At 73.8% G+C, this 24,841-nt stretch carries 22 protein-coding genes and 3 tRNA genes; 18 read left to right on the top strand and 7 right to left on the bottom strand.

Features of this window, described 5'->3' with window-relative positions:
- Positions 1-55 precede the first annotated feature (55 nt).
- The 5 genes from BLS70_RS16630 to BLS70_RS16610 all read left to right on the top strand — a co-directional run bounded on the left by BLS70_RS16630 (position 56) and on the right by BLS70_RS16610 (position 6,100).
- Positions 56-1,672: an NADH-quinone oxidoreductase subunit M gene (locus BLS70_RS16630; protein ID WP_091770239.1), complete on the top strand. Its 1,617-nt coding sequence runs from the start codon at positions 56-58 to the stop codon at positions 1,670-1,672.
- Entirely contained in the window at positions 1,669-3,228 is a 1,560-nt protein-coding gene (nuoN, locus tag BLS70_RS16625; RefSeq protein ID WP_091770237.1) for an NADH-quinone oxidoreductase subunit NuoN, read from the top strand. The genes BLS70_RS16630 and nuoN overlap by 4 nt, the downstream gene beginning before the upstream one ends.
- Positions 3,228-4,283: a polyprenyl synthetase family protein gene (locus BLS70_RS16620; protein ID WP_091770236.1), complete on the top strand. Its 1,056-nt coding sequence runs from the start codon at positions 3,228-3,230 to the stop codon at positions 4,281-4,283. The genes nuoN and BLS70_RS16620 overlap by 1 nt, the downstream gene beginning before the upstream one ends.
- A 15-nt stretch (positions 4,284-4,298) precedes the next feature.
- Positions 4,299-5,432: a PQQ-dependent sugar dehydrogenase gene (locus BLS70_RS16615; protein WP_091770382.1), complete on the top strand. Its 1,134-nt coding sequence runs from the start codon at positions 4,299-4,301 to the stop codon at positions 5,430-5,432.
- Positions 5,433-5,692: 260 nt separating this feature from the next.
- Positions 5,693-6,100, top strand: coding sequence for a hypothetical protein (locus BLS70_RS16610; RefSeq protein WP_091770234.1), 408 nt, complete (start codon positions 5,693-5,695; stop codon positions 6,098-6,100).
- A 49-nt stretch (positions 6,101-6,149) separates the two neighbouring features.
- Here BLS70_RS16610 and BLS70_RS16605 read toward each other — a convergent pair whose 3' ends face one another.
- Positions 6,150-6,836, bottom strand: coding sequence for a pyridoxamine 5'-phosphate oxidase family protein (locus BLS70_RS16605; RefSeq protein ID WP_091770232.1), 687 nt, complete (start codon positions 6,834-6,836; stop codon positions 6,150-6,152).
- Between the two features lie 83 nt (positions 6,837-6,919).
- On the opposite strand from BLS70_RS16605, the gene pdxR reads away from it, so the two are divergent.
- Positions 6,920-8,287 carry a MocR-like pyridoxine biosynthesis transcription factor PdxR gene (gene pdxR / locus BLS70_RS16600; RefSeq protein WP_091770230.1) on the top strand — a complete coding sequence of 456 codons (1,368 nt, stop codon included), beginning with the start codon at positions 6,920-6,922 and terminating at the stop codon, positions 8,285-8,287.
- 65 nt (positions 8,288-8,352) lie between these two features.
- Here the strand turns inward: pdxR and BLS70_RS16595 are convergent, their stop codons facing one another.
- Together BLS70_RS16595 and BLS70_RS16590 are read right to left on the bottom strand one after the other, a co-directional pair.
- Positions 8,353-9,456 carry a 2-oxoacid:ferredoxin oxidoreductase subunit beta gene (locus tag BLS70_RS16595; RefSeq protein ID WP_255362529.1) on the bottom strand — a complete coding sequence of 368 codons (1,104 nt, stop codon included), beginning with the start codon at positions 9,454-9,456 and terminating at the stop codon, positions 8,353-8,355.
- Positions 9,453-11,450 carry a 2-oxoacid:acceptor oxidoreductase subunit alpha gene (locus BLS70_RS16590; RefSeq protein WP_091770228.1) on the bottom strand — a complete coding sequence of 666 codons (1,998 nt, stop codon included), beginning with the start codon at positions 11,448-11,450 and terminating at the stop codon, positions 9,453-9,455. The genes BLS70_RS16595 and BLS70_RS16590 overlap by 4 nt, the downstream gene beginning before the upstream one ends.
- Before the next feature lie 163 nt (positions 11,451-11,613).
- Between BLS70_RS16590 and htpX the strand changes: the two genes are divergently transcribed.
- Positions 11,614-12,492 carry a zinc metalloprotease HtpX gene (gene htpX / locus BLS70_RS16585; RefSeq protein WP_091770226.1) on the top strand — a complete coding sequence of 293 codons (879 nt, stop codon included), beginning with the start codon at positions 11,614-11,616 and terminating at the stop codon, positions 12,490-12,492.
- On the opposite strand, the gene BLS70_RS16580 is transcribed toward htpX, so the two are convergent.
- Positions 12,489-12,881, bottom strand: coding sequence for a VOC family protein (locus BLS70_RS16580; protein ID WP_091770224.1), 393 nt, complete (start codon positions 12,879-12,881; stop codon positions 12,489-12,491). The genes htpX and BLS70_RS16580 overlap by 4 nt on opposite strands.
- 83 nt (positions 12,882-12,964) lie before the next feature.
- Between BLS70_RS16580 and BLS70_RS16575 the strand changes: the two genes are divergently transcribed.
- On the top strand, positions 12,965-13,849 hold the full coding sequence (locus tag BLS70_RS16575; RefSeq protein ID WP_255362528.1) for a sigma-70 family RNA polymerase sigma factor: 885 nt from the start codon (positions 12,965-12,967) through the stop codon (positions 13,847-13,849).
- A gap of 51 nt (positions 13,850-13,900) precedes the next feature.
- Here BLS70_RS16575 and BLS70_RS16570 read toward each other — a convergent pair whose 3' ends face one another.
- On the bottom strand, positions 13,901-14,392 hold the full coding sequence (locus BLS70_RS16570) for a YajQ family cyclic di-GMP-binding protein (protein WP_176946452.1): 492 nt from the start codon (positions 14,390-14,392) through the stop codon (positions 13,901-13,903).
- Positions 14,393-14,477: 85 nt separating this feature from the next.
- Between BLS70_RS16570 and BLS70_RS16565 the strand changes: the two genes are divergently transcribed.
- Positions 14,478-14,559: transfer RNA gene (locus tag BLS70_RS16565), tRNA-Tyr, on the top strand.
- A 64-nt stretch (positions 14,560-14,623) separates the two neighbouring features.
- Here the strand turns inward: BLS70_RS16565 and BLS70_RS16560 are convergent.
- Positions 14,624-15,055 carry a pilus assembly protein TadG-related protein gene (locus BLS70_RS16560; RefSeq protein WP_091770220.1) on the bottom strand — a complete coding sequence of 144 codons (432 nt, stop codon included), beginning with the start codon at positions 15,053-15,055 and terminating at the stop codon, positions 14,624-14,626.
- A 151-nt stretch (positions 15,056-15,206) separates the two neighbouring features.
- Between BLS70_RS16560 and BLS70_RS20885 the strand changes: the two genes are divergently transcribed.
- The 9 genes from BLS70_RS20885 (at position 15,207) to BLS70_RS16515 (ending at position 23,402) form a co-directional block, all read left to right on the top strand.
- Entirely contained in the window at positions 15,207-15,494 is a 288-nt protein-coding gene (locus tag BLS70_RS20885) for a hypothetical protein (protein ID WP_091770218.1), read from the top strand.
- Complete coding sequence (locus BLS70_RS16550) at positions 15,491-17,497, top strand: hypothetical protein (RefSeq protein ID WP_091770216.1); 2,007 nt, start codon at positions 15,491-15,493, stop codon at positions 17,495-17,497. The genes BLS70_RS20885 and BLS70_RS16550 overlap by 4 nt, the downstream gene beginning before the upstream one ends.
- A gap of 477 nt (positions 17,498-17,974) precedes the next feature.
- On the top strand, positions 17,975-20,527 hold the full coding sequence (locus tag BLS70_RS16545) for a putative bifunctional diguanylate cyclase/phosphodiesterase (protein ID WP_255362527.1): 2,553 nt from the start codon (positions 17,975-17,977) through the stop codon (positions 20,525-20,527).
- Between the two features lie 80 nt (positions 20,528-20,607).
- Positions 20,608-20,680 (top strand) — tRNA-Thr (locus BLS70_RS16540).
- A 58-nt stretch (positions 20,681-20,738) separates the two neighbouring features.
- A tRNA-Met gene (locus BLS70_RS16535) sits at positions 20,739-20,812 on the top strand.
- Positions 20,813-20,917: 105 nt separating this feature from the next.
- On the top strand, positions 20,918-21,082 hold the full coding sequence (gene rpmG, locus BLS70_RS16530) for a 50S ribosomal protein L33 (RefSeq protein WP_091770212.1): 165 nt from the start codon (positions 20,918-20,920) through the stop codon (positions 21,080-21,082).
- Between the two features lie 30 nt (positions 21,083-21,112).
- The gene (locus BLS70_RS16525) at positions 21,113-21,553 is read left to right on the top strand and encodes an FAS1-like dehydratase domain-containing protein (protein ID WP_091770210.1); all 441 of its coding nucleotides are present in this window, start codon (positions 21,113-21,115) and stop codon (positions 21,551-21,553) included.
- The gene (locus tag BLS70_RS16520; protein WP_091770208.1) at positions 21,550-21,978 is read left to right on the top strand and encodes a MaoC family dehydratase; all 429 of its coding nucleotides are present in this window, start codon (positions 21,550-21,552) and stop codon (positions 21,976-21,978) included. Before BLS70_RS16525 ends, BLS70_RS16520 begins: the two co-directional genes overlap by 4 nt.
- Complete coding sequence (locus BLS70_RS16515; protein ID WP_091770206.1) at positions 21,975-23,402, top strand: M1 family aminopeptidase; 1,428 nt, start codon at positions 21,975-21,977, stop codon at positions 23,400-23,402. The genes BLS70_RS16520 and BLS70_RS16515 overlap by 4 nt, the downstream gene beginning before the upstream one ends.
- Here the strand turns inward: BLS70_RS16515 and BLS70_RS16510 are convergent.
- Entirely contained in the window at positions 23,399-24,652 is a 1,254-nt protein-coding gene (locus BLS70_RS16510) for a pyridoxal phosphate-dependent aminotransferase (protein WP_091770203.1), read from the bottom strand. The two genes, BLS70_RS16515 and BLS70_RS16510, sit on opposite strands and share 4 nt — an antisense overlap.
- Between the last annotated feature and the right edge of the window lie 189 nt (positions 24,653-24,841).

Raw genomic sequence — 24,841 nt, 5'->3', positions numbered from 1 at the left:
TCGATGAACGGAGAGCCAGACGTGAGTGCGCCGAGCCGAGCTTGCGAGGCGAGCCATGAGTGATTTCCCGTTCCTCGTGGCGATGATCGCCGTACCCGCGCTGGGCGCGGCGGTGGTCGCGGCGCTGCCGAAGGGCCGCGAGTTGCTGGCCAGGCAGCTGTCGCTCGGCGTGAGCCTCGTCGTCCTGGTGCTCACCGTCCTCGCGGCCGTCGCGTTCGACACCGGCGGCGAGCGGTTCCAGCTGACGACCTCGGTGGCCTGGATCCCGGACTTCGGCGTGGACTTCGCCCTCGGCGTCGACGGCATCGCGCTGGTGATGCTGCTGCTCATCGGCCTGCTGGTCCCGCTGGTCATCGGCGCCTCGTGGGAGGACGGCGCGCCGGGTGCCGACGGCGTGCCCGCGGCGGCCACCGAGGGGCGCTCCATGCGCTTCTTCTTCGCCTGGCTGCTGCTGCTCGAGGCGATGATGGTCGGCGTCTTCGCGGCCACCGACGTCTTCCTGTTCTACGTCTTCTTCGAGGCGATGCTCGTCCCGATGTACTTCCTGATCGGCCGCTTCGGCGGGCCGCGCCGGCAGTACGCCGCGGTGAAGTTCTTCCTCTACAGCCTGGTCGGTGGGCTGATCATGCTCGCCGCCGTCATCGGGTTGTACGTGGTGAGCGCCAGCGAGTTGGGGGAGGGGACGTTCGCCTTCGACGCGCTGCGGGACCTGGAGATCGACCCGGGGGTGCAGAAGCTGCTGTTCCTCGGCTTCTTCGTCGCCTTCGCGATCAAGGCGCCGCTGGTGCCGTTGCACACCTGGCTGCCCGACTCGGCCGCGGAGGCGCCGATCGGCGGCGCGGTGCTGCTCGTCGGCGTCCTCGACAAGGTGGGCACCTTCGGCTTCCTGCGCTACTGCCTGCCGCTGTTCCCCGACGCGTCGCGCTACTTCGCACCGCTCGTGCTGGTCCTGGCCGTGGTGGGCGTGCTCTACGCGGCGCTGCTGGCCATGGGGCAGAGCGACATGAAGCGGCTCGTGGCCTACACGTCGATCTCGCACTTCGGCTTCATCGCGCTGGGCATCTTCGCCTTCACCACCGAGGCCGCCACCGGCGCGGTGCTCTACATGGTCAATCACGGCATCGCGACCGGCCTGCTGTTCCTCGTCGTCGGCATGCTCATCGCGCGTGGCGGCTCCCGGCAGATCGGCGACTACGGCGGCGTGGCCGCGCAGGCGCCGAAGCTCGCGGCGGTGTTCCTCGTCGCCGGGCTCGCGTCGCTGGCACTGCCGGGCACCAACAGCTTCGTCAGCGAGTTCCTCGTGCTCATCGGCTCGTTCCCCGAGCGGCCGGTGCACACGATCGTCGCGACCCTCGGCATCATCCTGGCCGCGCTCTACATCCTGCTGATGTACCAGCGCACCATGCACGGCCCGGCGCGCGGCGTGGTCGCACCGGCCGGGGGCGACGAGCCGCCGGAAGCCGGGCCGGCGGGCGGGGCGGGTGCCACCGCGGTGCTGACGGCGCCGTCCGCCACGGCGGTGCGCTTCCGTGACCTGAGCCGCCGGGAGATCGCGGTGGTGACGCCGCTGGTGGTGCTCGTCATCGTGCTCGGCGTCCAACCCCAGCTGCTGCTGGACATCATCGAGCCGGCGGTCGTCGCGACCCTGGACGACCTCGGAGCGACCCGATGATCGACGCCCCCGACCTCTCGCTGGCGGCGCTGGCACCGCTGCTGTTCGTCTTCGGCGCGGCCTGCGTCGGCGTGCTCGTCGAGGCGTTCGCGCCGCGCGAGGTGCGGCACCCGGTGCAGGTCGCCGTCGCGCTGGTCGGCACGGGCGGCGGCCTGGCCGCGACGCTCGTGTACGCCGCCACCCACGAGTGGGGGGACGGCGCGGGCGACGTCACCGCGGCCGGCGCCCTCGCCGTCGACAAGGCCGGCCTGTTCCTGCAGGCGACGGTCGCCGGGCTCTCGGTGCTGGCCGTGCTGCTGTTCGCCGAGCGCGGGCTGGACCCGGCGCGGTCGGCGTTCGTGGCCTCGGCCGCCGTGCCGGCGGGCAGCCCGCGCGACCGCGAGCAGCTCACGGCCACCCGGGTGCAGACCGAGGTCTACCCGCTGGCCCTGTTCGCCGTCGGCGGGATGATGGTCTTCGTCACCGCGAACGACCTGCTGATCATGTTCGTCGCGCTCGAGGTGCTCAGCCTCCCGCTGTACCTGATCAGCGGGCTGGCCCGGCGCCGGCGGCTGCTGTCGCAGGAGGCGGCGGTCAAGTACTTCCTGCTGGGCGCGTTCGCCTCGGCGTTCTTCCTGTACGGCCTCGCCCTCGTCTACGGCGCCACCGGCAGCATCCGGCTCGGCGAGATCCGCCAGTCGGTCGCCGAGGACGGCGGCGACGTGCTGGTCGTGCTGGGCCTGGCGCTGCTGATCGTGGGGCTGCTGTTCAAGGCCAGCGTCGCGCCGTTCCACAGCTGGACGCCCGACGTGTACCAGGGCGCCCCGACGCCGGTCACCGCCTTCATGGCGGCGTGCACCAAGGTGGCCGCGTTCGGCGCGATCCTCCGGCTGCTGTACGTCGCCTTCGGCACCGAGGAGTGGACCTGGCGGCCGCTGGTCTACGGCGTGGCGATCGTGTCCATGGTCGTCGGGGCCGTCCTCGGTCTCACCCAGACCGACCTCAAGCGCATGCTGGCCTACTCCTCGATCGCGCACGCCGGCTTCCTCCTCACCGGCGTGCTCGGGCTGGGTGCCGACGGCGAGGGGTCGGGGCTGGCGGCCACGATGTTCTACCTGCTCACCTACGGGCTGACCACGCTCGGCGCCTTCGCCGTCCTCACGCTGGTGCGTGACGGCGACGGCGAGGCCGGGCACCTGGCGCAGTGGGCCGGGCTGGCGTCGCGGTCCCCGCTGACGGCGGCGGTGATGGCGCTGTTCCTCCTCGCCCTGGCCGGCATCCCGCTGACGGCAGGGTTCACCGGCAAGTTCGCGGTGTTCCGGGCCGCCGTCGAGCAGGGCGCCTGGCCGCTGGTGCTCGTCGCGGTGCTGGCCAGCGCGGTGGCCGCGTTCTTCTACCTGCGGGTCATCGTGCTCATGTACTTCTCGCCGCCCGCGGCCGACGGGCCGACGGTGGGCGTGCCGGGGGTCCCCACGACGGTCGTGCTCGCCGTGACGGCCAGCGCGACGCTCGCGCTGGGCATCCTGCCCGGGGCGGTGCTCGACCTGGCCGAGCAGGCGGCTAGATTCGTCGGTTGATGACCGGAGCCCGTGCCGCAGCCGACGGCACCCCCACCGAGGTCTGGCACCGGATCTCGACGCCGGCCTCCACCATGGGCCCCTGGCTGCCCGACGGACCCCTGGGCGTCGCCCTGGCCGAGGGGCTGGCGCGGGTCGAGTCGGCGCTCGCCGACTCCGTCGGCAGCGAGCACCCCTTCGTGCGCGAGGCCGCCGGTCACCTCATGGCCGCCGGTGGCAAGCGCTTCCGCCCGATGCTGGCCCTGCTGGCCGCGCAGCTGGGCGATCCGGAGCGTCCCGAGGTGACCTCGGCGGCGGTCGTCTGCGAGCTCACCCACCTGGCGACGCTGTACCACGACGACGTCATGGACGAGGCCTCCGTGCGGCGCGGAGCCCCCAGCGCGAACAGCCGCTGGACCAACAGCATCGCGATCCTGACCGGCGATCTCCTCTTCGCCCGCGCGTCGGACCTGCTGGCCGATCTGGGCCCGGAGGCGGTCCGCATCCAGGCCCGGACCTTCGAGCGCCTGGTCACCGGCCAGATCCGCGAGACGGTGGGCGCCCAGCCCGGCGACGACCCGGTGGGCCACTACCTCGAGGTGCTCGCGGACAAGACCGGCTCGCTGGTCGCCACCTCGGCCCGGTTCGGCGCCACCTTCGCCGGGGTCGACGGCGAGCTGGTCGACGCGCTCACCGCGTTCGGCGAGGAGGTGGGGGTGGCCTTCCAGCTCTCCGACGACCTCATCGACATCGTCAGCGTCGCCGGCGCCTCCGGGAAGTCCCCGGGCACCGACCTGCGGGAGGGCATCGCCACCCTCCCGGCGCTGTTCGCGTTGGCCGGCGACGACCCCGCCGAGGCGCGGTTGAGGGAACTCGTCGCGGCCCCCGTCACCGATGACGCCGAGCACGCGGAGGCGCTGGCCCTGCTGCGGTCGTCCCGTTCGCTGGAGCGGGCCACCGGGGTGCTGCGCGAGTACGCCGACCGGGCACGGGCCCAGCTGGCCGACATCCCCGCCGGCGACGTCCGCGACGCGCTGTCCGCGTTGTGCGACTACGTGGTGACGCGCACCAGCTAGCGCCATGCTGTGGGGGTGCGCCGCCCCGCTCTCGTCCTCGCCGTCCTCCTCGTGCTCTCCGGCTGCGGGGCCTCCGCCGACGAGGGCTCTCCGGACCCGGCCGGGCGAGCGCCGGCCGGTGAGGCGCCGGCCGGGGCGCCGGAGCTGCAGGTCGAGACGGTCGCCGACGGCCTGCAGAACCCTTGGGACGTGGTCCAGGCCCCCGACGGCACGCTGCTGGTGGACGAGCGCGCCGGCGGGCTGACCGCGGTCCTGCCCGACGGCACGGTGCGCGAGGTGCGGGCGGACTTCGACGACCTCTTCGCACTCGGCGAGACGGGCCTGATGGGGCTCGAGCTCGACCCCGCCTTCGAGGGGAACCGCCGGCTCTACAGCTGCCAGGGCGACCGGGACGGATCGATCCAGGTGATCGCGTGGACGGTCGCACCCGACTGGTCCGCCGCCACCCGCGCCGCCGATCCGCTCGTCGCCGGGCTGCCGCTCAACGAGGAGATCGGGCGGCACGGCGGGTGCCGGCTCCAGTTCGCGCCCGACGGCGCCCTGCTCGTCGGCACCGGGGACACCGCCGACGGCTCGGCCCCCCAGGACCCGGAGTCCCTCGGCGGCAAGGTGCTGCGGGTGGACGCGGCGACGGGAGCGGTGTCCGTGTGGACGCTCGGGCACCGCAACGTGCAGGGGCTGGCCGTGCGCCCGGGAAGCGGACAGGTGTTCTCCGTGGAGCACGGCCCGGACCGCGACGACGAGGTGAACGTGCTGCGCGACGGCGGCAACTACGGGTGGGACCCCGACGGCGGCGGCTCCTACGACGAGAGCGTGCCGATGACCGATCCCGACATCCCCGGCGCCGTCCCGGCCGTCTGGTCCTCCGGGGTGCCCACCCTGGCCACGAGCGGAGCGACGTTCCTCGACGGGGACCAGTGGGCGGGCTACGACGGGCTCCTGGTGATCGGACTGCTGAAGGAGCAGGGGGTGCTCGCCCTGCGGCTCGACGACGCGGGCGGGGTGACCGAGCAGTTCCGGGTGCCCGAGCTCGACGGCACCCACGGCCGGATCCGGTCGGTGCGCCAGGGCGTCGACGGCGCGTTGTACGTCACCACCGACAACGGTGACGGGGCCGACGAACTACTGAGGGTGACGCCTCGCCTCTGATCCTCGACCGCGGGGACCGCGCGGTGCGGGAAGTTCCTGTCCGGCCGGCAGGACCGGACGCCAGGGCCTCGGAGCATCTGTCGATCGCCCGCCGGGCGCGGGCGCCCCTCCTGGAGGTCCGCGATGCGCACATCCCGCGTACTCGTCGTCGTGCTCGCCGCTCTCGCTCTCGTCGTCCCCGGTCTGTCGTCGGCGTCCGCCGCGCCGGCACCGCCGCCCCGGGCCCCGAGATCGGCTTCGTCACGCCGGTCGTCTGGTCCGTGCCCTGGAAGGCCGACACCGTGCAGGTGCTGGGCAGCTACCGATGCCGGGCCGGGGAGCCCATCCACCTGTGGGTGTCGGTCAAGCAGGGTGGGCAGGACCCGACGGCCCCGGGCAGCAGCACCACCGTGGACGCCTGGTACGACACGAACATCACGCAGGACGTCGCGGTGCGCTGCAACGGCCGCTGGCAGACCAAGCCCGTCGATCTCGGCCGGCACCCCGTCGCGAACCGGCCGGAGGACCTCGACGACGAGGTCCCGCCGCCGCCCACCCGGCCGCTCGGGTACCTGGTGAACGGCCGGGCCTGGCTGCAGTTCTGCCTCGTGGCCGGGGAGGACGAGCAGACCGCGATGCCGGCGTCCAAGAACCGCTGGGTCCAGGTCGTCGGCGCCGGGCGCCGCTGATGCGCACGCGCGGGCCCGGCCCGGCGTCGCGGGTCGGGTCCGCGCGGCGTCACCCTGCGGGGACCGGCGTCCGCCCGGACACCCGCGCCGGCACGGCGGTGCCGGCAGGGAGCAACGGGCACGGCTCCGGGCGGCCGAGCACGGTGGTGATCGGCAGGACACCGGCCCACACCGGGTCGGGGTCGCCCGGGGCGGGCAGGTCCCGCTCGTCGTCCCCGGGTGGGCCGGTCCGGATCTTGACGCTGGCCTCGGCCAGGTCCAGGGCGAGCACCGCGGTGGCCGCCAGTTCCTTCCGGTCGGGCAGGCGGGCGGTGTCCCAGGAGCCGGGAGCCAGCTGCTCGGTGAGCGCCCGGAGGCCGAGCAGCTGCTCGTCGGGGTCGGTCACCGGGCGCGCCAGACCGTGGACCACCGCACACCGGTAGTTCATCGAGTGGTGGAACACCGACCGCGCGTAGACGACGCCGTCCACGTGGGTGACGGTGAAGCAGACCGGCGCACCGGCGAGGGCGGCGCGCAGCGTCGCGGCACCTGTCGAGCCGTGCAGGTAGAGGGTGTCGTCGTGCCGGCCGTAGCCCGTCGGCAGCACCACCGGGGCGCCGTCGAGGACGACGGCCAGGTGGCCCACCAGCCCGGCGTCGAGGACCGCGTACAGGTCGCGGCGGTCGGAGCGCGCACGCTTCGCGCCCCGGCGGACGGTGCTGCGCTCGGTCGGTGACAGCGGAGGGGTGGCGTCCATGCCCCCATGCTCGCCGACCGGGTGGCCTCCCGGAACGGCCAATCGGCTAGCGTTCCCGCAGGCCACTCGACCGGGGAGGTGCGGTGACCGGCATCCCGCCCGTCGTGCTCGACCGGTCCTCGAGCGCACCGCTGTCGGCGCAGCTGGCCGATGCGCTGCGCGGCGCGGCGGCCGCCGGGGCCCTGCGGCCCGGTGACCGGCTGCCCTCGACCCGGGAGCTGGCGGTCGCGCTCCGGGTCAGCCGCACGGTCACCAGCGCCGCCTACGACCAGCTGCTGGCCGAGGGCTGGGCCGGCGGTCGCCGGGGCGTGGGGACGTTCGTGCTGGGGGCGGTGCCCTCCGCGCCGGCGGCGCCGTCGCCGCGGACGGCTGCCGGCGAGCCCGCGCCCGCACTCGTCGACCTGCGGGCCGGGTCGCCGTGCCTGGAGGTGCTGGATCGCGCCGCGTGGCGGCGGGCCTGGCGCGCGGCGGGCGACCTGGCCCCGGACCCCCGGCCCGAGGACGCGGGCGACCCCGGCTTCCGGGCGGCGGTCGCCGAGCACCTGCTCCGCCACCGCGGGCTGGTGGCCGGCGCGGACGACGTCCTGGCCACCGCCGGCACCTCGGCCGCGGTCGGCGAGGTGGCGCGGCTCCTGCCACCGGGCAGCCGGGTGGCCGTGGAGGACCCGGGCTACTCGCGGGCGGTGGCGGCGCTGCGTGACGCGGGCATCGAGGTCGTCCCGGTGCCGGTCGACGACGACGGGCTGGTCGTCGACGCCCTGCCCGGCGGTCTCGCGGCCGTCTACTGCACGCCCGCCCACCAGTTCCCGACCGGCCGGCGGATGTCCGCCGCGCGCCGGCTGGACCTCGTCGCCCGGGCGCGCGCGGAGGGCTGGTGGGTGCTGGAGGACGACTACGACGGCGAGCTGCGCTTCGACGTCGCCCCGCTACCGCTGCTCGGCGTCCTCGGGCCCGACGTCGTCGTGCACCTCGGCACCTCGAGCAAGATCCTCAGTCCCACGCTCGGCGTGGGCTGGCTCGTCGCCCCGGCACCGGTGCGCGCGGACCTGTTGGCCCGCCGCGCCGCCACCGCGATGCGGCCGGCGCGCGCCGGCCAGCGCGTCCTCGCCGCGCTGGCGGGCTCCGGCGACCTGTCCCGCCACCTCCGTCGGCTGCGCCGCGAGATGGCCGGCCGCAGGGAACTCGTGCGGACCGCGGTCACCGCTGCGGGGCGCGTCGTCGAGGGCGACCCTGCGGGTGCGCACGTCCTCGTGCCGTTGGACGACGTCGCTGCGGAGGAGACGCTGATCGGCGAGGCCGCGCGGCGCGGCCTCGCGCTGGACGGGCTGGGCCGGCACCACCTCGACGGCGGGCCCGGCCGCCGCGCGGGACTGGTGCTCGGCTTCGCCGCGCCGACGCGTGCCGAGCTGGACCACGCGCTCCCCGCGCTCACCGCGCTGCTGCAGGGGTAGCCCGGGACGACGACGGGCCCGCCTCCCGGGGGAGACGGGCCCGTGGTGTCGGACGGAGTGGGTCGTCAGGCGTCGACGGTCCAGGTCTCGCCGCCGCCGAGGAGACCCTGCAGGTCGGCGGTGCCCTGCACCCGGGCGACGTCGAGCTGCTCGGTCATCATGCCGTCGTAGGTCGGCTTCTGGACCGAGCGGAAGACCCCCATGGGCGTGTAGCGCAGGTCCTGGGACGACAGCCGCGACAGCGCGAACGCGTACGCCGGGTTCTCGCGGGTCGCGTCGTGGATGACGATGTCCTCGGCGGCGACCTGGTTGGTCTCGGCGATGCGCAGGCCGCCGAAGTCGTCGCGGACGACGCAGGCGGCACCGTCGGGCCCGAAGACCAGCGGCTTGCCGTGCTCGAGCGGGATCGACCACTGGGTGCCGGTGTTTGGGTCCTTGAGCAGCTCGAACGCGCCGTCGTTGAAGATGTTGCAGTTCTGGTAGATCTCCACCAGCGACGTGCCCTTGTGCTCCGCCGCCTGGCGCAGCACGTCGGTGAGCCCCTTGCGGTCGGAGTCCATCGCCCGGCCCACGAAGGTGGCGTCGGCGCCCAGCGCCAGGGAGATCGGGTTGAACGGCGCGTCGATGGAGCCCATCGGCGTGGACTTGGTGACTTTCCCGACCTCGGAGGTGGGGGAGTACTGGCCCTTGGTGAGCCCGTAGATCCGGTTGTTGAACAGCAGGATCGTCATGTTCACGTTGCGGCGCAGGGCGTGGATCAGGTGGTTGCCGCCGATGGACAGCGAGTCGCCGTCACCGGTGACGACCCACACCGACAGGTCCGGACGCGAGGCGGCCAGGCCGGTGGCGATCGCCGGGGCGCGGCCGTGGATCGAGTGCATCCCGTAGGTGTTCATGTAGTACGGGAAGCGGGACGAGCAGCCGATCCCCGAGACGATCACCATGTCCTCGCGCGCGATGCCGAGGCTGGGGAGGAAGCTCTGGACCGCGTTGAGGATGACGTAGTCACCGCACCCGGGGCACCAGCGCACCTCCTGGTCGGTCTTGAGGTCCTTGGCCTTGAGGTCGGTCTTCTTCTCACCCGACTCCGCGACCGAGGCGGCCACTGCCGCGGAGATGGGGTTCCCGGGCATGCCCAGGTCGTGCACGTGCGTGTCGAGCGTGGTCACTGCATGGCTCCGTTCGCGGCGGTCCCGGCCGGGACCGCGTCGGTGCTCGTGGAATCGATGGCGTCCTGGATGACCGCGGCCAGCTCGGCCGAACGGAACGGCATCCCGCTCACCTGGGTGTGGCTCTGCACGTCGACCAGGAACTTGGCGCGCAGCAGGAGGGCGAGCTGCCCGAGGTTCATCTCGGGGCAGATGACGCGGTCGTAGCGGGCGAGGACCTCGCCGAGGTCGGCGGGGAAGGGGTTGATGTGCCGCAGGTGGATCTGCGCCACCGAGCGGCCCGAGGCCCGGATCCGCCGGCAGGCGGCCCCGATCGGCCCGTAGGTCGACCCCCAGCCGATGACGGCGACGGAGGCGTCGCCGTCCGGGTCCTCCACGTCGGTCGGGCCGATCGAGGCGGCGATCCCGTCGATCTTGGCCTGCCGGGTGCGGACCATGAAGTCGTGGTTCGCGGGGTCGTAGGAGATGTTGCCGTTGCCGTCGGCCTTCTCCAGCCCACCGATGCGGTGCTGCAGCCCGGCGGTACCGGGGACCGCCCACGCGCGCGCCAGGGTCTCCGGGTCGCGCTGGTAGGGGTGGAACTCCGGGGTGCCGTCGGTGGAGGCGGCGTTCGGGCCGGTGGCGAAGCCGACCGCCCCGGTGAGGTCCGGCAGCGAGTCGACGTCCGGCACGGCCCACGGCTCGGCGCCGTTGGCCAGGTAGCCGTCCGAGAGCAGCATGACCGGGGTGCGGTAGGTCAGCGCGATCCGCGCGGCCTCGATGGCCGCGTCGAAGCAGTCACCGGGCGAGCGGGGCGCGATGACCGGCAGCGGGGCCTCGCCGTTGCGGCCGAACATGGCCTGCAGCAGGTCCGACTGCTCGGTCTTCGTCGGCAGGCCGGTGGAGGGCCCACCGCGCTGCACGTCGATGATCAGCAGCGGCAGCTCGGTCATGACCGCGAGACCGATCGTCTCGGCCTTGAGCGCCACACCGGGGCCCGACGTCGTCGTCACGCCCAGCGCGCCGCCGAAGGAGGCGCCCAGCGCCGCACCGATGCCGGCGATCTCGTCCTCGGCCTGGAAGGTGCGCACGCCGAAGACCTTGTGCTTGGACAGCTCGTGGAGGATGTCCGAGGCCGGGGTGATCGGGTAGGCGCCGAGGAAGATCGGCAGGCCCGAGCGCAGGCCGGCCGCGACGATGCCGAGCGACAGCGCCTGGTTGCCCGAGATGTTGCGGTAGGTGCCCGCGTCCATCGGGGCCGGCTTGATCTCGTAGGAGACCGCGAAGGCCTCCGTCGTCTCGCCGTAGTTGTAGCCGGCGCGGAAGGCAGCGATGTTGGCCGCGGCGATCTCGGGCTTGCGGCGGAACTGGCGCTCGAGGAAGCGCACCGTGCCCTCGGTGGGCCGGTGGTACATCCAGCTGAGCAGGCCGAGCGTGAACATGTTCTTGCTGCGCTCGGCCTCCTTCTTGCCCAGGCCCGAGTCGGCGAGCGCGTCGAGCGTCATCGACGTCAGCGGCACCGGCACGGTCTGCCAGCCCTCGAGGGAGCCGTCCTCCAGCGGGCTGGTCGCATAGCCGACCTTCGCCAGGTTCCGGGGGGTGAACTCGTCCGAGTCCACGATCAGCAGGCCGCCGCCGGGCAGGTCGGAGAGGTTGGACTTCAGCGCCGCCGGGTTCATCGCCACCAGGACGTCGGGGGCGTCACCCGGGGTCATGATGTCGTGGTCGGCGAAGTGCAGCTGGAACGACGACACACCCGGCAGGGTCCCCGTGGGCGCCCGGATCTCGGCGGGGAAGTTCGGCAGCGTCGACAGGTCGTTGCCGAAGGACGCCGTCTCGCTGGTGAAGCGGTTGCCGGTCAGCTGCATGCCGTCACCGGAGTCGCCGGCCAGGCGGATCACGACGCGGTCGAGTGCGACCACGCTCTTCACGAGCCCGCCGGTCGCGGCGTGCGCGGCCGTCGCGGAGACCTCGTCGTTGGGCGCGCCGATGGGCGGCGGGGTGCTGGCAGTCATCAGTGGTGTACCTCCACCGGCCGAGGTTACGTGCGCGTAACCGCGCCCGGGTATGGATCCGGACACGATAGGTGCGGATTGTCAGGAGCAACCACCCGGTGGTGCGGTGCATTCCGCCAGGTCGGCCGGGAACGGCGTCCGCCGCGGCGCCGTTGAGAGGGTCGTGCAGCGCTGGAACAACGGACTCAAGACCGCCGTCCTCCTCGGTCTCATGGGCGGGCTCATCCTGTTCGCCGGCGCGCTGATCGGGGGACGGGGCGGGCTGCTCATCGCCCTCGTGATCGCGCTGGGCGTCAACGGTTACGCGTACTTCAACTCCGACAAGCTTGCGCTGCGGGCGATGCGCGCCTTCCCGGTGACCGAGACCCAGGCCCCGCAGCTCTACGCGATGGTGCGCGAGCTGGCGACCGAGGCCCGCCAGCCCATGCCGCGGCTCTACGTCAGCCCGACCGACCAGCCCAACGCGTTCGCCACCGGACGGAACCCGCGCAACGCCGCCGTCTGCGTCACCCAGGGCATCCTCGAGCTGCTCGACCGCCGGGAGCTGCGCGGCGTCCTCGCCCACGAGCTCTCGCACGTCTACAACCGCGACATCCTGATCAGCTCGGTCGCCGGCGCCATGGCCACGGTGATCACCTACCTCGCGCACATGGCGATGTTCGCCTCGCTGTTCGGCGGCCGGGGCGGCGACGACCGCGGCGGTGGCAACGCGCTGGGCGGGCTGCTGCTCGTCTTCCTCGGCCCGCTGGCCGCCGGTCTGGTGCAGATGGCAGTGAGCCGCAGCCGCGAGTTCCAGGCCGACGCGACCGGCGCGCAGCTCTCGCAGGACCCGCTGGCGCTGGCGTCGGCGCTGCGCAAGATCGAGCGGGGCGCGGCCGCGCGGCCGCTGCCGCAGGAGGACCGGCTGGTCACCCAGAGCCACCTGATGATCGCCAACCCGTTCCGCGGTCAGGGCATGGCGTCGATGTTCGCCTCGCACCCGCCGATGCCCGAGCGCATCGCCCGCCTCGAGGCGATGGCCCGGGACACCGGTCCGCGCTAGCCGCCGGCGGGCTGGAACAGCTCCACGGGGTTCCCGCACGGGTCCTCGACCAGGACCTGGCGACCGCCCGGACCGTCGAGGACCTCGTTGCGGAAGGGGACGCCCGCTGCCGTCAGCCGGGCCACCTCGGCGTCGATGTCGTCCACCAGCAGGTGGATGCGGTTCCAGCCGCCCGGCGCCGGCACCCGCCCGTCGGGCATGGGCCGGCCGGCCGAGCTGACCGGGCCGCTGACCAGCAGGCGCAGCGAGCCCCGCACCAGCTCGGCGACGGCGGGACGGGCGTCGAACCCCACGCGGAAGCCGAGCACGCCTCCGTAGAAGTCGACGGCGGCACCGACGTCGTCGACCAGGTAGCGGACGCTGCCGAGCTCTCGTCCGGGCTTGTCCATGGTGGTTCTCCTCTGCTCTCGGTCACATCACGGCGGCCTGCGCCGTCACAGGACTGACGGACCCCGACGGGAGGATGTGACGGGTGAGCGAGGACGCCGCAGTGCCGGACCAGCTCCTGGCCGAGCAGTTCGAGGCCCATCGTGCGCACCTGCTGGCGGTCGCGTACCGCGTGCTCGGTGCCGGGGACGAGGCGCAGGACGCCGTGCAGGAGGCGTGGCTGCGCCTGCAGCGGGCCGGCGCGGGCGGCGTGGACAACCTCGGCGGCTGGCTGACGACGGTCGTCGCCCGGGTGTGCCTGGACATGCTGCGTCGCCGGGCCGTGCGCCGCGAGGAGCCGCTCGACCCGATGGCGCCGGACGCGGGGGGTGGGCTCGAGCCGGAGGCCGAGGCGGTGCTCGCCGAGTCGGTGGGCCGCGCGCTGCTCGTCGTCCTGGACACCCTGACGCCGCCGGAGCGGCTCGCCTTCGTGCTGCACGACCTCTTCGCCGTCCCGTTCGAGTCGGTCGCGGCGGTGCTGGACCGCAGCCCGGCGGCGGCCCGCCAGCTGGCCAGCCGAGCCCGGCGCCGGGTGCGCGAGGTCGGCCCGGGCGCGGAGGACCCGACGGATGCCCGGCGCCGCGAGCACGCGGTCCGGGCGTTCCTGGCCGCCGCGCGCGGCGGGGACTTCGGCGGGCTGCTGGCCGTGCTCGACCCCGACGTCGTGCTGCGGGCGGACACCGCCGTCCCGGCGCTGGGCGGGATCGAGCGGCTGCGCGGACGGGAAGAGGTCGCCCGCGCGTTCCTCGGCAAGGCGCAGGCCGCCCACGCGGCGGTCGTCGACGACGCCCCCGGCGCCGTCTTCACGCCCGACGGGCGCGTCCGGGCGGCGCTGGAGTTCGTGGTCCGGGACGGGCGCATCACCGCGATCGAGGTGGTGTCCGACCCGGCGGTCGTGCAGACCCTCGACGTCGTGCTGCTGGAGAGCTGAACGCTGACGCGTCCCGGGAGCCGGCGGACCGGAGCTCCCGGGACGTGCGGCTCAGCGGTAGTTGTCGAACTGCAGCGCGACGTCGAGGTCGGCACCGCGCAGCAGCTGCTGCACCGCCTGCAGGTCGTCGCGCTTCTTGCCGCTGACCCGGAGCTGGTCGCCCTGGATCTGGGCCTGCACGCCCTTGGGGCCCTCGTCGCGGATCAGCTTGGAGATCTTCTTGGCGACGTCGGACTCGATGCCCTGCTTGATGCGGGCGGAGATCTTGTAGCTCTTGCCCGAGGACTGCGGCTCGTCGGCGTCGAGGACCTTGAGCGAGATGTTCCGCTTGATCAGCTTCTCCTTGAACACCTCCAGGGCGGCCGAGACGCGCTCCTCGGTGTCGGCCTGGAGCGTCACCCCCTCCTCGCCCGCCCAGGCGATGGTGGCGTTGGTGCCACGGAAGTCGAAGCGCTGGGACAGCTCCTTGCCCGTCTGGTTCAGGGCGTTGTCGACCTCTTGCCGGTCGACCTTGCTGACCACGTCGAAGGACGCGTCGGCCATGGGTTCTCCCCTCATCGGGCGGGCACCGCTCGGGGCTCCGAGGTCGGCATCCGCCGTCTTGTATTCTTCTCCGGTACCACCGCACGGCGGGTTGCCCGAGTGGCCAATGGGAGCGGACTGTAAATCCGTCGGCTTAGCCTTCGAAGGTTCGAATCCTTCACCCGCCACGCACGGTACGACGGCCCCCGACCCTTCCAGGTCGGGGGCCGTCGCCGTCCCCGGGGTGGTCGTTCAGCCCAGGGTCGGCGCCCGGGCGCTGGCGGTGGCGGTGCGCCCGAGCTGCTGCCCGCCGAGGAAGAGCCAGCCGAAGGCGATGTCGACGAAGCGCGTGCAGCGGACGGTCACCTCCGCGCCGTCGGTCTCGGCCGTCCACGCGTCCAGCGCCGACACCCCGGAGGCCAGCTGGTCGGCGACGGCCTCCTGCGCCGACGACCGGGTGAGCGGGAGCTCGGTCCCGACCCCGCCGGCGTAGACGGCGGCCTCGTCGGCACGGTTGGCGGCGGCCAGCGCCGCGCCGTCGCACACCGCCTGCACCCCCTGCTGCTCCAGGAAGGCGTCGGAGGCGGCGATGGCGCCGAAGACCATGAGGGCGCCGACCAGCCAGCAGACCAGCACGAACGGCAGCGTGGAGCCCCGCTCGCGGTCGTCCCCCGGGTTCGGCACGCGGGCAGCGTAGGTGTCCGACCGGTTCGTCCACGACCTGTGGACAACGCCTGTGGACGCTGTGGACACCCGATCGGGTGGCGGCCCGGAGCGCCGATCGTCCTGTGGACGACGCCGCGCGGGGCGTGCCGACGCGGAGACACTGCGCCCCGTGAGCATCGAGATGCCTGCCGAGCAGGTCCGGGCGCTGGGTCGGTCGCTGACCGGACGGGCCGGGACCGTCGACGACGTCCGCGGCCGCCTCGTCGACGACGGGGACGTCGACGGCCCGCTGCGGACGCCGGTCGAGCTGCTCCTGGACCGCCACCGGTTGCTGGCCACCGCACTGGCGGGTGAGCTCCGCTGGCTCGGCTCCACCGTCGTCGGCATCGCCGACGCGTGGGTGCGGCTCGACGCCGGTCTGCTGCTCCCCGTTCCGCACGACGGGCCGGGCCGGTGACCGGACCGACGGGCTGGCCGCTGCCTGACCCCGCGCGACTCGAGCCACCGCCGGGGGACCCGGCTGCGCTGGCGGACCTGACGACGCGGCTGGACGCGGCCGCCGCCGTCCTCGGCGACCTCGCCGGGCAGCTGGACGGCGCCCCCGCGGCGGCGTGCGGATGGGCCGGCGACGACGCGGCCGCCGCCGATGCGCAGCTGGCGAGGGTCGGCCGTCTGGCACGGGAGGCCGCCGGCGCGCTGGTGCGCGCGGCGGCGCGGGTGCGGCGCCACGAGGAGGTGCTCGTCGACGTGCGGCAGCGACTGGCACAGCTGCAGCGGGCGCAGGCGGAGGACTTCGACGTGGCCGTGCGGCGCATGGGCGCCGGAGCGGATCCCGGCACCGGCCTGCCCGGCCCGGGAGCCGCGGCGGTCGTCGACGAGCTCGTCGCCGCGGAGGCGGCCCGGGGGCGGCTGCGCGCCACGATGCTGGTCGAGGTCGAGGTCGACGCAGCGGCGACCGCGGCCGTGCTGGCCGCGTGCGGTGCCGCCGCGGGGAGCGGCGACGGGGCGCATGCCGTCCGGCACCTCGAGGACCTGCTGCCCGGCTGGCACGCGTCCGCCCTCGAGCGGCGCGGCGCGGACTTCGTGGCCGACTTCCTCGACGCCGACGACCTCGGCGGCCGCGAGCAGGCGGCCCGCGACCTGCTGCCCTGGGCGGGGAACGGGGCGGTCGCCGCGACGGTGCTCACCGGGCTGGGCGCCGCGGGGGTGCAGGAGGTGCTGGGGCTGCTGGGGGACGGCTCGCTGTCGGCGGGCAGTGCCCTGGCGGGCGTCCTGGCGGCCGTCCTGGGCGCCCCGGTGCCGACCGGTGCGGCGGGCGGGGTGGCACGGGCGCGCGACGTGCGGCACGTCGACCCCGAGGACGTCCGCACGCTGGACGCCGACCACGTGGCACTGGGCATGGGTGCCGTGCTCGCCGCCGCGCGGCGCTCCGGACACCCGGGGCCACCGCCGGCCACGGTCCGGGAGTGGGGACGGCAGATCGTCGCGCGGGAGCGCGCCCTCGGCGGGGAGCGGATCCTCGACCGTCTCGGGCCGTCCCCGGCGCTCCCGGGCGACCCGTTGGAGGAGGTCCTCGGCCGTCTCGCCCGGGCGGACGCGGGGCCACAGGCCGCCGAGCTGCTCCGGGCGGAACCGACCTGGACGCATCTGCTCGCGCGCCCGTGGGACGACGGCGGAGCGGCGTTCGCCGCGGCGGTGGAACGGGCCACGGTGGAGCCGGGCGACGTCGTCATGCGCTCCGGGCTGCGCGCCCTGGCGATCGGGCTCGGGGACGACGGCGACCCGGCCGGCTGGACCGTCGACCGGGTCACGGCGGCCTCGATCGCCCCGGCCCTCGCCGAGGCCGTCGCCGCCCGGCCGGAGGTGGTGGCCGAGCCGTTGGTGCGGACCGCCGCGGGCGCGGGGGAGGAGGACCGGCTGGTGCTGCGGGGGCTCGGGTACCTGAGTGCCGACCCGGCCGCCGCCGACGTGCTCGACCGGGCGCTGGACCAGGCGTCCGCGGCGCCGGCGGTGCAGGCCGGCTACCTCGCTGTCCGCGAGTACGGGCAACGCCTGGACCACGCCCTCCACGAGTTCGCTGCCCAGGAGGAGGCCGTCCGACGCGACCGCACCACCACGGTGCTGGCGGAGGTGCTCTCGTTCATCCCCCGTCGCGGGGACGAGCTGGCCGGGCTCGTCTCCGCGCTGTCCGTCGTGGCCGACGCGGACGGGACGTGGGACGGCTCCGAGGACGAGGGGCTGCATTTCCCGATGTCCTCCGACGCCCCGGGCCCGGCTGCGGCGTACCAGCACGTCGCGGCACTGCTGGGCGCGCCCATCGCGCCGGAGTCACCGCCGGTGGACTGGGTGGGGCTGGCCACGGACGTGATGCCGGGTGGCGATCGGCTCCGGGACGTCGTCGAGGCCGGCGTCGGGGTGATGGAGGAACTGAGGGAGCTCGCGGAGGCCGAAACGGGCTGACGTTCCCCCGTTCGGCTGACGTTGCGTAGATCGAGCTGCACGCAGAGTCACGACACTCAAGATCGTCACTCCGTCGTGATCATCGATGCTTGCCTCGTAAGGGTGACGGGCAGCAATGTCCCCAGTGCGGTCCGTACCGAACGACGCTCTGCCCCCGCGCGTGAGTGCCTGCCGCACACCCGCAGTCAGTCATGTCCTAGGAGGCACCATGAACGCCAAGGTTTCGAACGCAGCAGCAGAGCGCGCCGTCCGCTGGGGACGCGCCGTCCGCTGGGGACGCACCGCCGTCCGCTGGGGCTGAGCACCCCCGGGGCCCCCGGCCCCGACCACGACACACGCGAGACAGCCGACCGGTTTCCGGTCGGCTGTTTCGCGTTCCGGGACGGCACTGACCCTTTGGGGGCGGAAGAGGCTGGTGAGCGGGGTCTCCGCTGTTAGCCTTCGCCCGCTCTTCTTCCCCCGTGAATGCAGGTACGAGTGGCCGAGCACGACGTCCGACCCGCGCGGCGCGAGCGCCCGCTGAGCAGTCCCTGGGCCATCGCCGCCCTCGGGCTCCTGCTAGCCGTGCCGGTCGCGGTCCTGCTGCTCTCCGGCGGACCGTTCACGGTGAGCGTGCCGATCCTGCTGGTCGCCGTACTGGCCTTCGTCGCCGGCGAGTCCTTCAGCCTGGAGTTCGAATTCCGGCGGCAGAGCTTCTCCTGCTCGGCCAGCGAACTCGCCTTCGTCATCGCGCTCGTGGAGGTGGGTGGGTTCTGGGCCGCCGCGGCACGGGCGGCTGCCGTGGGGGCGGTGCTCCTGGCCAAGGGGTTCTCGCACCCGAAGATCGTCTTCAACATGGCCGCCGCGGTCGTCGAGGTCGCGGTCGCCGTGGCGCTGCTCCGCTGGCTCCCGGTCGGCGACATCGGCTCGCCGGAGACCTGGATCTCCTACCTGGTGGCCGTCCTGATCGCGAGCATGGTGGGTGCCAGCCTCATCGCCCTCGCCATCACGCTCAGCCAGGGGTACCCCGGCCGGGAGCTGTGGGCGAGCCTGTTCCTGCCCGTCGCGGTGATCGGACCCGTCGCGGTGCTGGTCGGCCTGTCCATCCTGCTGCTGGTCCACGCCACCGTCTGGTCCTGGCTGCTGATCACGCCGCTCACCGTGGCGTTGGTGCTGGTGTACCGGCGGTTCGCGGCGGTGACCCGGGAGGGCCAGTCGCTCGAGCGCGTCTACGGCTTCGCCCGGCGGGTGGAGCAGGTGGCCGCCGACGACGCGGGCACGATGCAGATCGTCGAGTCGCTGCGCGAGCTGCTGAACGCCGAGCGGGTGGCGATGTGGCTCCCTCCCTACCTCGACGAGCCGCCCCGCCTGGTGGTGGCCGCCGAGGACGGCCGGGCCTGGTACGACGGACCGGGGGACCCCGACGACATCTTCCGTCGCGCCGCCGCGGTCGCCGACGGGCCGATCCTGGTGTCGGCGGGCCGAGCCGACGAGCGGGAGGTTGCCGGCCTTGCCCGGCGCGGCGTCAGCGAACTGCTCGCCGCCCCGCTGGCGACGGCGGCCGGTGAGGCCGGCTACCTGGAGGTCTGCGACCGGCGCAGCGACGTCGTCTCGTTCGCCGAGGCCGACCGCGGCGCATTCGCCTCGATGCTCACCCACGTCAATGCCGCCATCAGGCACCAGCAGCTGCTCACCCAGATCCGCTACGACGCCGACCACGACCGGCTCACCGGGCTGCCCAACCGCCAGCGGCTGGCCGTCGAGATCGATGCCCTGCTCGCGGTCGAACCGGTCGGTTCGGCCGACCCGGCCGCCGGTCGCGCGGGGCTCATCTTCGCGGCGGTGGGCAACTACACCGAGGTCACCGACACGCTCGGCCACGCCGCCAGCGACGAGCTGCTCCTCGTGACCGCCGGTCTGCTGCGCGAGCACGCCCCGCCGCAGGCGCTGCTGGCCCGGATGGAGAGCGAGCGGTTCGCCGTGCTGCTCCCCGGGCTGTCCCTGGCCGCCACAGAGCGCGCCGCGCGCCGCCTCCGCGAGGCGGCCGCCACCCGCGTCCGAGTGGCCGGCCTGGACCTGGAGGTCACGCTCACGATCGGCGTCGCCGCGGCGCCGGTGCACGGCACCGACTCGGGGATGCTGATGCAGCGGGCCGACGTCGCCCTGCTCGCGGCGGCCGACTCCGGCGGGGTGGCCAGCTACCACCCCGTCCTGGATCAGCAGAGCCTCCGCCGGCTCCAGCTGGGCACCGAGATCGAGCAGGCCATGGCGGACGGTCAGATCAGCGTGGTCTTCCAGCCGATCATCGACGCCCAGACCTCCGACATCGTCTCCGTCGAGACGCTCGTGCGCTGGGCTCACCCGCGGTACGGGTCGATCCCGCCGGACGACTTCATCCACCTGGCCGAGCAGATCGGCCGCATCGGCGCCGTCACCGACCACGTGCTCGACCTCGCGCTGGCCCGGTGCCGCCGCTGGCTGGACCAGGACATCGCGCTCTCGGTCGCGGTCAACCTCTCCGTGCACTGCCTCACCGAGCCCGACCTACTCTCCCGCGTGCGCAGCGCGCTGCAGCGGCACGGCGTGCCCGGCGAGCTGCTCACCCTGGAGCTCACCGAGGGCAGCGTGGTCGACGACTCCGTCCGCGACAGCACCGTGCTCGCCGACCTGCACGACCTGGGCCTGCGGCTGTCGATGGACGACTTCGGCACCGGCTACTCGTCGCTGTCCCAGCTGCGCCAGCTGCCCATCGACGAGGTCAAGATCGACAAGTCCTTCGTCCTGGGCATGTCCACCAGCCAGGGCGAGTCCTTCATCGCCCGCTCGATCATCGAGCTGGCGCACAACCTGGGCCTGCGCGTGGTGGCCGAGGGCGTCGAGGACGAGATGACCCGCAACCTGCTGGCCGAGATGGGCTGCGACAAGCTGCAGGGCTTCCTGGTCAGCCGGCCGCTGCCCGACGACCGGCTGGAGAACTGGCTGCTGGCCCGCACCGGCGTGCGCACGGCGTCCCCGGGCGCGGCCCACCGGCGGCTCTTCGTGCGCGGCTGACGCGGTCGCGCGACTCGCGGTGGGCCCCTGCGGAGGGGCCGCAGGGGGTCAGGTAGAGTTCTTCACGGCTCTTCGAGCAGGCCCCTTTAGCTCAGTCGGCAGAGCGTCTCCATGGTAAGGAGAAGGTCTACGGTTCGATTCCGTAAAGGGGCTCTGGAACTAGTAAGCTGACCTACCGGTCCAGTCGCGAGACCGGGCCGCAGGTCGTCCCGGCGGTGTAGCTCAGCCTGGTAGAGCAAGCGGCTCATAATCGCTGTGTCACCGGTTCAAGTCCGGTCACCGCTACTCCCGACGGACCCCGCACCCCGGGGTCCGTCGTCGTGTCGGCTCAGGTCGGCACGACAGCAGGACCCGGACCCGGGTCCTGTCCCACAAGGCTAGGAGCGCCCCATGGCAGCCACCGACGTCCGCCCGAAGATCACCCTGGCCTGCCAGGAGTGCAAGAACCGCAACTACATCACCCGCAAGAACCGGCGGAACGACCCCGACCGGCTCGAGCTGATGAAGTACTGCCCGCGCGAGCGCAAGCACACGCTGCACCGCGAGACCCGCTGACGGTCTGCGGCTGAGCGAGAGGGCGGGAGCATGGCGCTGGACCGGGAACTGGTCGGGCGCAGCTACCCGCCCTCTGCCGTCTACGAGGTCGGCCGGGCGAAGATCGCCGAGTTCGCCACCGCGATCGGCGACCCCTCCCCGCTCTACCGCGACGCCGACGCCGCCCGCGCCGCCGGCCACCCGGACGTGATCGCGCCGCCGACGTTCGCCATCGCGGTGTCCCTCGAGGCGGCCATGGTCGTGCTCGATGACCCCGACGTCGCGATCGACTACTCCCGCGTCGTCCACGGCGAGCAGCGCTTCGCCCACCACCGCCCGATCCGGGCCGGGGACCGGCTGGTCGCGACGACGACCATCGACGCCGCCCGGACAGTCGCCGGCAACGACCTGCTCACCGCCCGCGTGGACCTCACCACCGAGGACGGCGAAGCGGTCTGCACGGCGACGTCGATGCTGGTGGCGCGCGGATGACCGGCCCCGTGCGCCTGGCCGACGTCGTCGTCGGCACCGCGCTGCCCGAGCAGCTGTACCGCATCACGCGGTCCGACCTGGTCCGCTACGCCGGGGCCTCGGGCGACTTCAACCCAATCCACTGGAACGAGCGGGTCGCCACCGAGGTCGGGCTGCCCGGTGTCATCGCGCACGGGATGTTCACCATGGCGCTGGCCGGGCGCGCGGTCACCGACTGGACCGGTGACCCCGCCGCGCTGGTGGAGTTCCAGGTCCGGTTCGGCCGGCCGGTGCCCGTCCCCGACGACGACGCCGGCGCCGAGGTCACCGTCCGCGGCACCGTCGCCGCCCTGCTGGACGACGGCCGCGTGCGCGTGGACCTCGCCGTCACCAGCGGCGGCGAGAAGGTGCTCTCCCTGGCCCGCGCCGTCCTCCGTCTGCCGTGAGCAACCCGAGCCGGACCGCCGCTCTCGTCGGTGCGGCCGGCCTGCTGCTCGGCGGCTGCACCTCCTTCGCCGGCACGCTGACCGACGACGACCCGCCGGCGTCGTCCCCGGCGCCCGACGACACGGACGCCGGGGTCGCCGCCTGCGACGATCGCGCGGACCCCGATCCCGACCGCCCGGAGATCGCGCTGGACTTCCGGCTGGCCGACGACCTGCGCACGGTGACCGGTACCGAAACCGTCGTCTTCACGCCCGACCTCGAGATCGAGGAGCTGGTGTTCCGCCTCGTGCCCAACGCGCCCGAGCTCGCCTCGACCGGCGCCCGGCTGGTCGTGGACGCGGTCCGGGGCGACGACGTCGCCGGGTCCGGGTACGAGCCGCTCGCAGCCGGCGACCCCGGCGGCGCGTACGTGGTGGCGCTGGACGAGCCGCTGGCGGCGGGGGAGAGCACCGAGGTGGAGCTGGACTTCACGCTCACCCTCGGCTCCGCCGGGTTCGACCGCGTCGGCGCCGACGAGGGCGTCTCCTGGTGGGCCAGCGGTTTCCCGCTGCTCGCCTGGGAGCCGGGCGCCGGCTGGGCGCGCGACCCGTTCGTCGAGGTCCCCGGTGAGACGACCACCAGCCCCGCCGCGGACACCACCGTCCGGGTCTCCGCACCCGCCGACCTCACCGTGCTGATGACGGGCGCGCAGGACGAGCCGACGCCCGCGGACGCCGAGGGGCGGCGCACGTGGACCTCCACCGAGCCGGTGGCCCGCGACGTCAGCGTCGCCGTCGGCCGGTTCACCACGGCCGAGGGGACGACGCCCGACGGCGTCCGGGTGACCGTGGGCGTCCTGCCGGAGGCCGAGGCGACGCCGGAGGAGCTGCTCGATGCCACCGAGGAGTCGATCGCCGAGCTCGAGGAGTTCCTCGGCCCGTTCCCGTACCGGACGCTCACCGTGCCGCTGCTGCCCGACTACGGCGGCGGGATCGAGTACCCGAGCTCGATCCTGCAGGCCTCACCCAGCCGCGCGGTGCTGGTGCACGAGGTCGCGCACATGTGGTTCTACGGGATGGTCGGCAACTCCCAGTTCCGCGACCCCTGGCTGGACGAGGCGTTCGCCACGTGGGCCGAGGCCGTCGTCAACCCCTCGTCGGCCGAGGACCTCGAGTCGGCCCGCGGCGTGCAGGGCGACGTCGGCGGGGCCATGGACGAGTTCCGGAGCCAGCAGCAGTACGGCGCCTTCGTCTACGGCAAGGGTGGCGCGGCCCTGATGGAGGCCCGCGAGGCGGCCGGCGCCGAGGCCTTCGACGCCGCGATCCGCTGCTACGTCGAGACCACTGCCTGGAGCATCGCCACACCTGACGACGTCGCCGATGCCCTCGCCGACCTCCCGGAGGCACTCGAGGTGCTCGAGGAGGCCGGCGCCCTCGGCGGTTAGTCGGCGCTGGTCAGCAGGCGCTGCATGCGGCTGACGCCCTCGACGAGGTCGTCGTCGCCCAGGGCGTAGGACATCCGCACGTAGCCGGGCGTGCCGAAGGCCTCGCCCGGCACGACGGCCACCTCGGCCAGCTCGAGGATCAGCTCGGCGAGCTCGACGCTGGAGGCGGCCGTGCGGCCGCCGATGGAGCGCCCGAGCAGCCCCTTGACCGACGGGTAGACGTAGAACGCGCCCTGCGGCTCCGGGCAGGCGACGCCCGGGATCTCCCGGAGCATCGACACGATCGTCTGCCGGCGCCGGTCGAAGGCCTCGCGCATGGTCGCCACGGCCGACAGGTCGCCGGTGAGCGCGGCGATGGCCGCGGCCTGCGACACGTTGGCCACGTTCGAGGTGGCGTGCGACTGCAGGTTCGTCGCGGCCTTGACCACGTCGGCCGGCCCGACGATCCAGCCCACCCGCCATCCGGTCATCGCGTAGGTCTTGGCCACGCCGTTGACGACGACGCAGCGGTCGGCCAGCTCGGGGACGAGGACCGGCATCGAGGGGGCCGTGGCCCCGCCGTAGGTCAGGTGCTCGTAGATCTCGTCGGTGAGCACCCAGAGCCCGGCGTCGAGCGCCCAGCGGCCGATCTCCTCGACCTGCTCGGCGGGGTAGACCGCCCCGGTGGGGTTGGACGGGGAGCAGAACAGCAGCACCTTGGTGCGGGGGGTGCGGGCGGCCTCGAGCTGGGCGGCCGACACCAGGTACCCGCTCTGCTCGTCGGCCACGACGGGCACCGGGACGCCGCCGGCCAGCCGGATCGCCTCGGGGTAGGTGGTCCAGTACGGCGCGGGCAGCAGGACCTCGTCACCCGGGTCGAGCATGGTGGCCAGTGCCTCGTACACGGCCTGCTTGCCGCCGTTGGTCACCAGCACCTGGGCGGGGGTGATCTGGAGGCCCGAGTCGCGCGCGGTCTTGGCGGCGATCGCCTCCTTGAGCGCGGGCAGTCCGCCGGCCGGTGTGTAGCGGTGCATCGCCGGCTTCCGGGCGGCCTCGACCGCCGCCTCGACGATGTAGTCCGGCGTCGGGAAGTCCGGTTCCCCGGCCCCGAAGCCGATGACCGGCTTCCCCGCGGCCTGGAGCGCCTTGGCCTTCGCGTCGACAGCGAGGGTCGCCGACTCGGCGATGCCGGCGATGCGACGGGAGATGCGCCGCTGGGCGGGCGGCAGCTCGGAGGAGGAGGCGGAGGAGTCCGGCGACACGGCGGTCATGGGCCCATCGTGTCAAAGACGGCGCGCCCGCACCCAGTCCCGTGCACCGGAGGTGGGACGTTGGCTGTGCCGGGCCGCGGTCCCGTACACTGGCCGTCCTGGGGCAGCTGACCCCGCCACCGGCGTGCCTCGGAACCTCTGCGAGGCCCCGCGCTGCCGTGGTGAGGCAGGTGGTCCCGGGCCCCGCCC

This window comes from Blastococcus aurantiacus, from assembly GCF_900102425.1.
GTDB classification, from domain to species: Bacteria; Actinomycetota; Actinomycetes; order Mycobacteriales; family Geodermatophilaceae; genus Blastococcus; species Blastococcus aurantiacus.
Note: the sequence above shows the minus strand (reverse complement) of the source record. Positions and strands in the feature narration are given on the sequence as shown.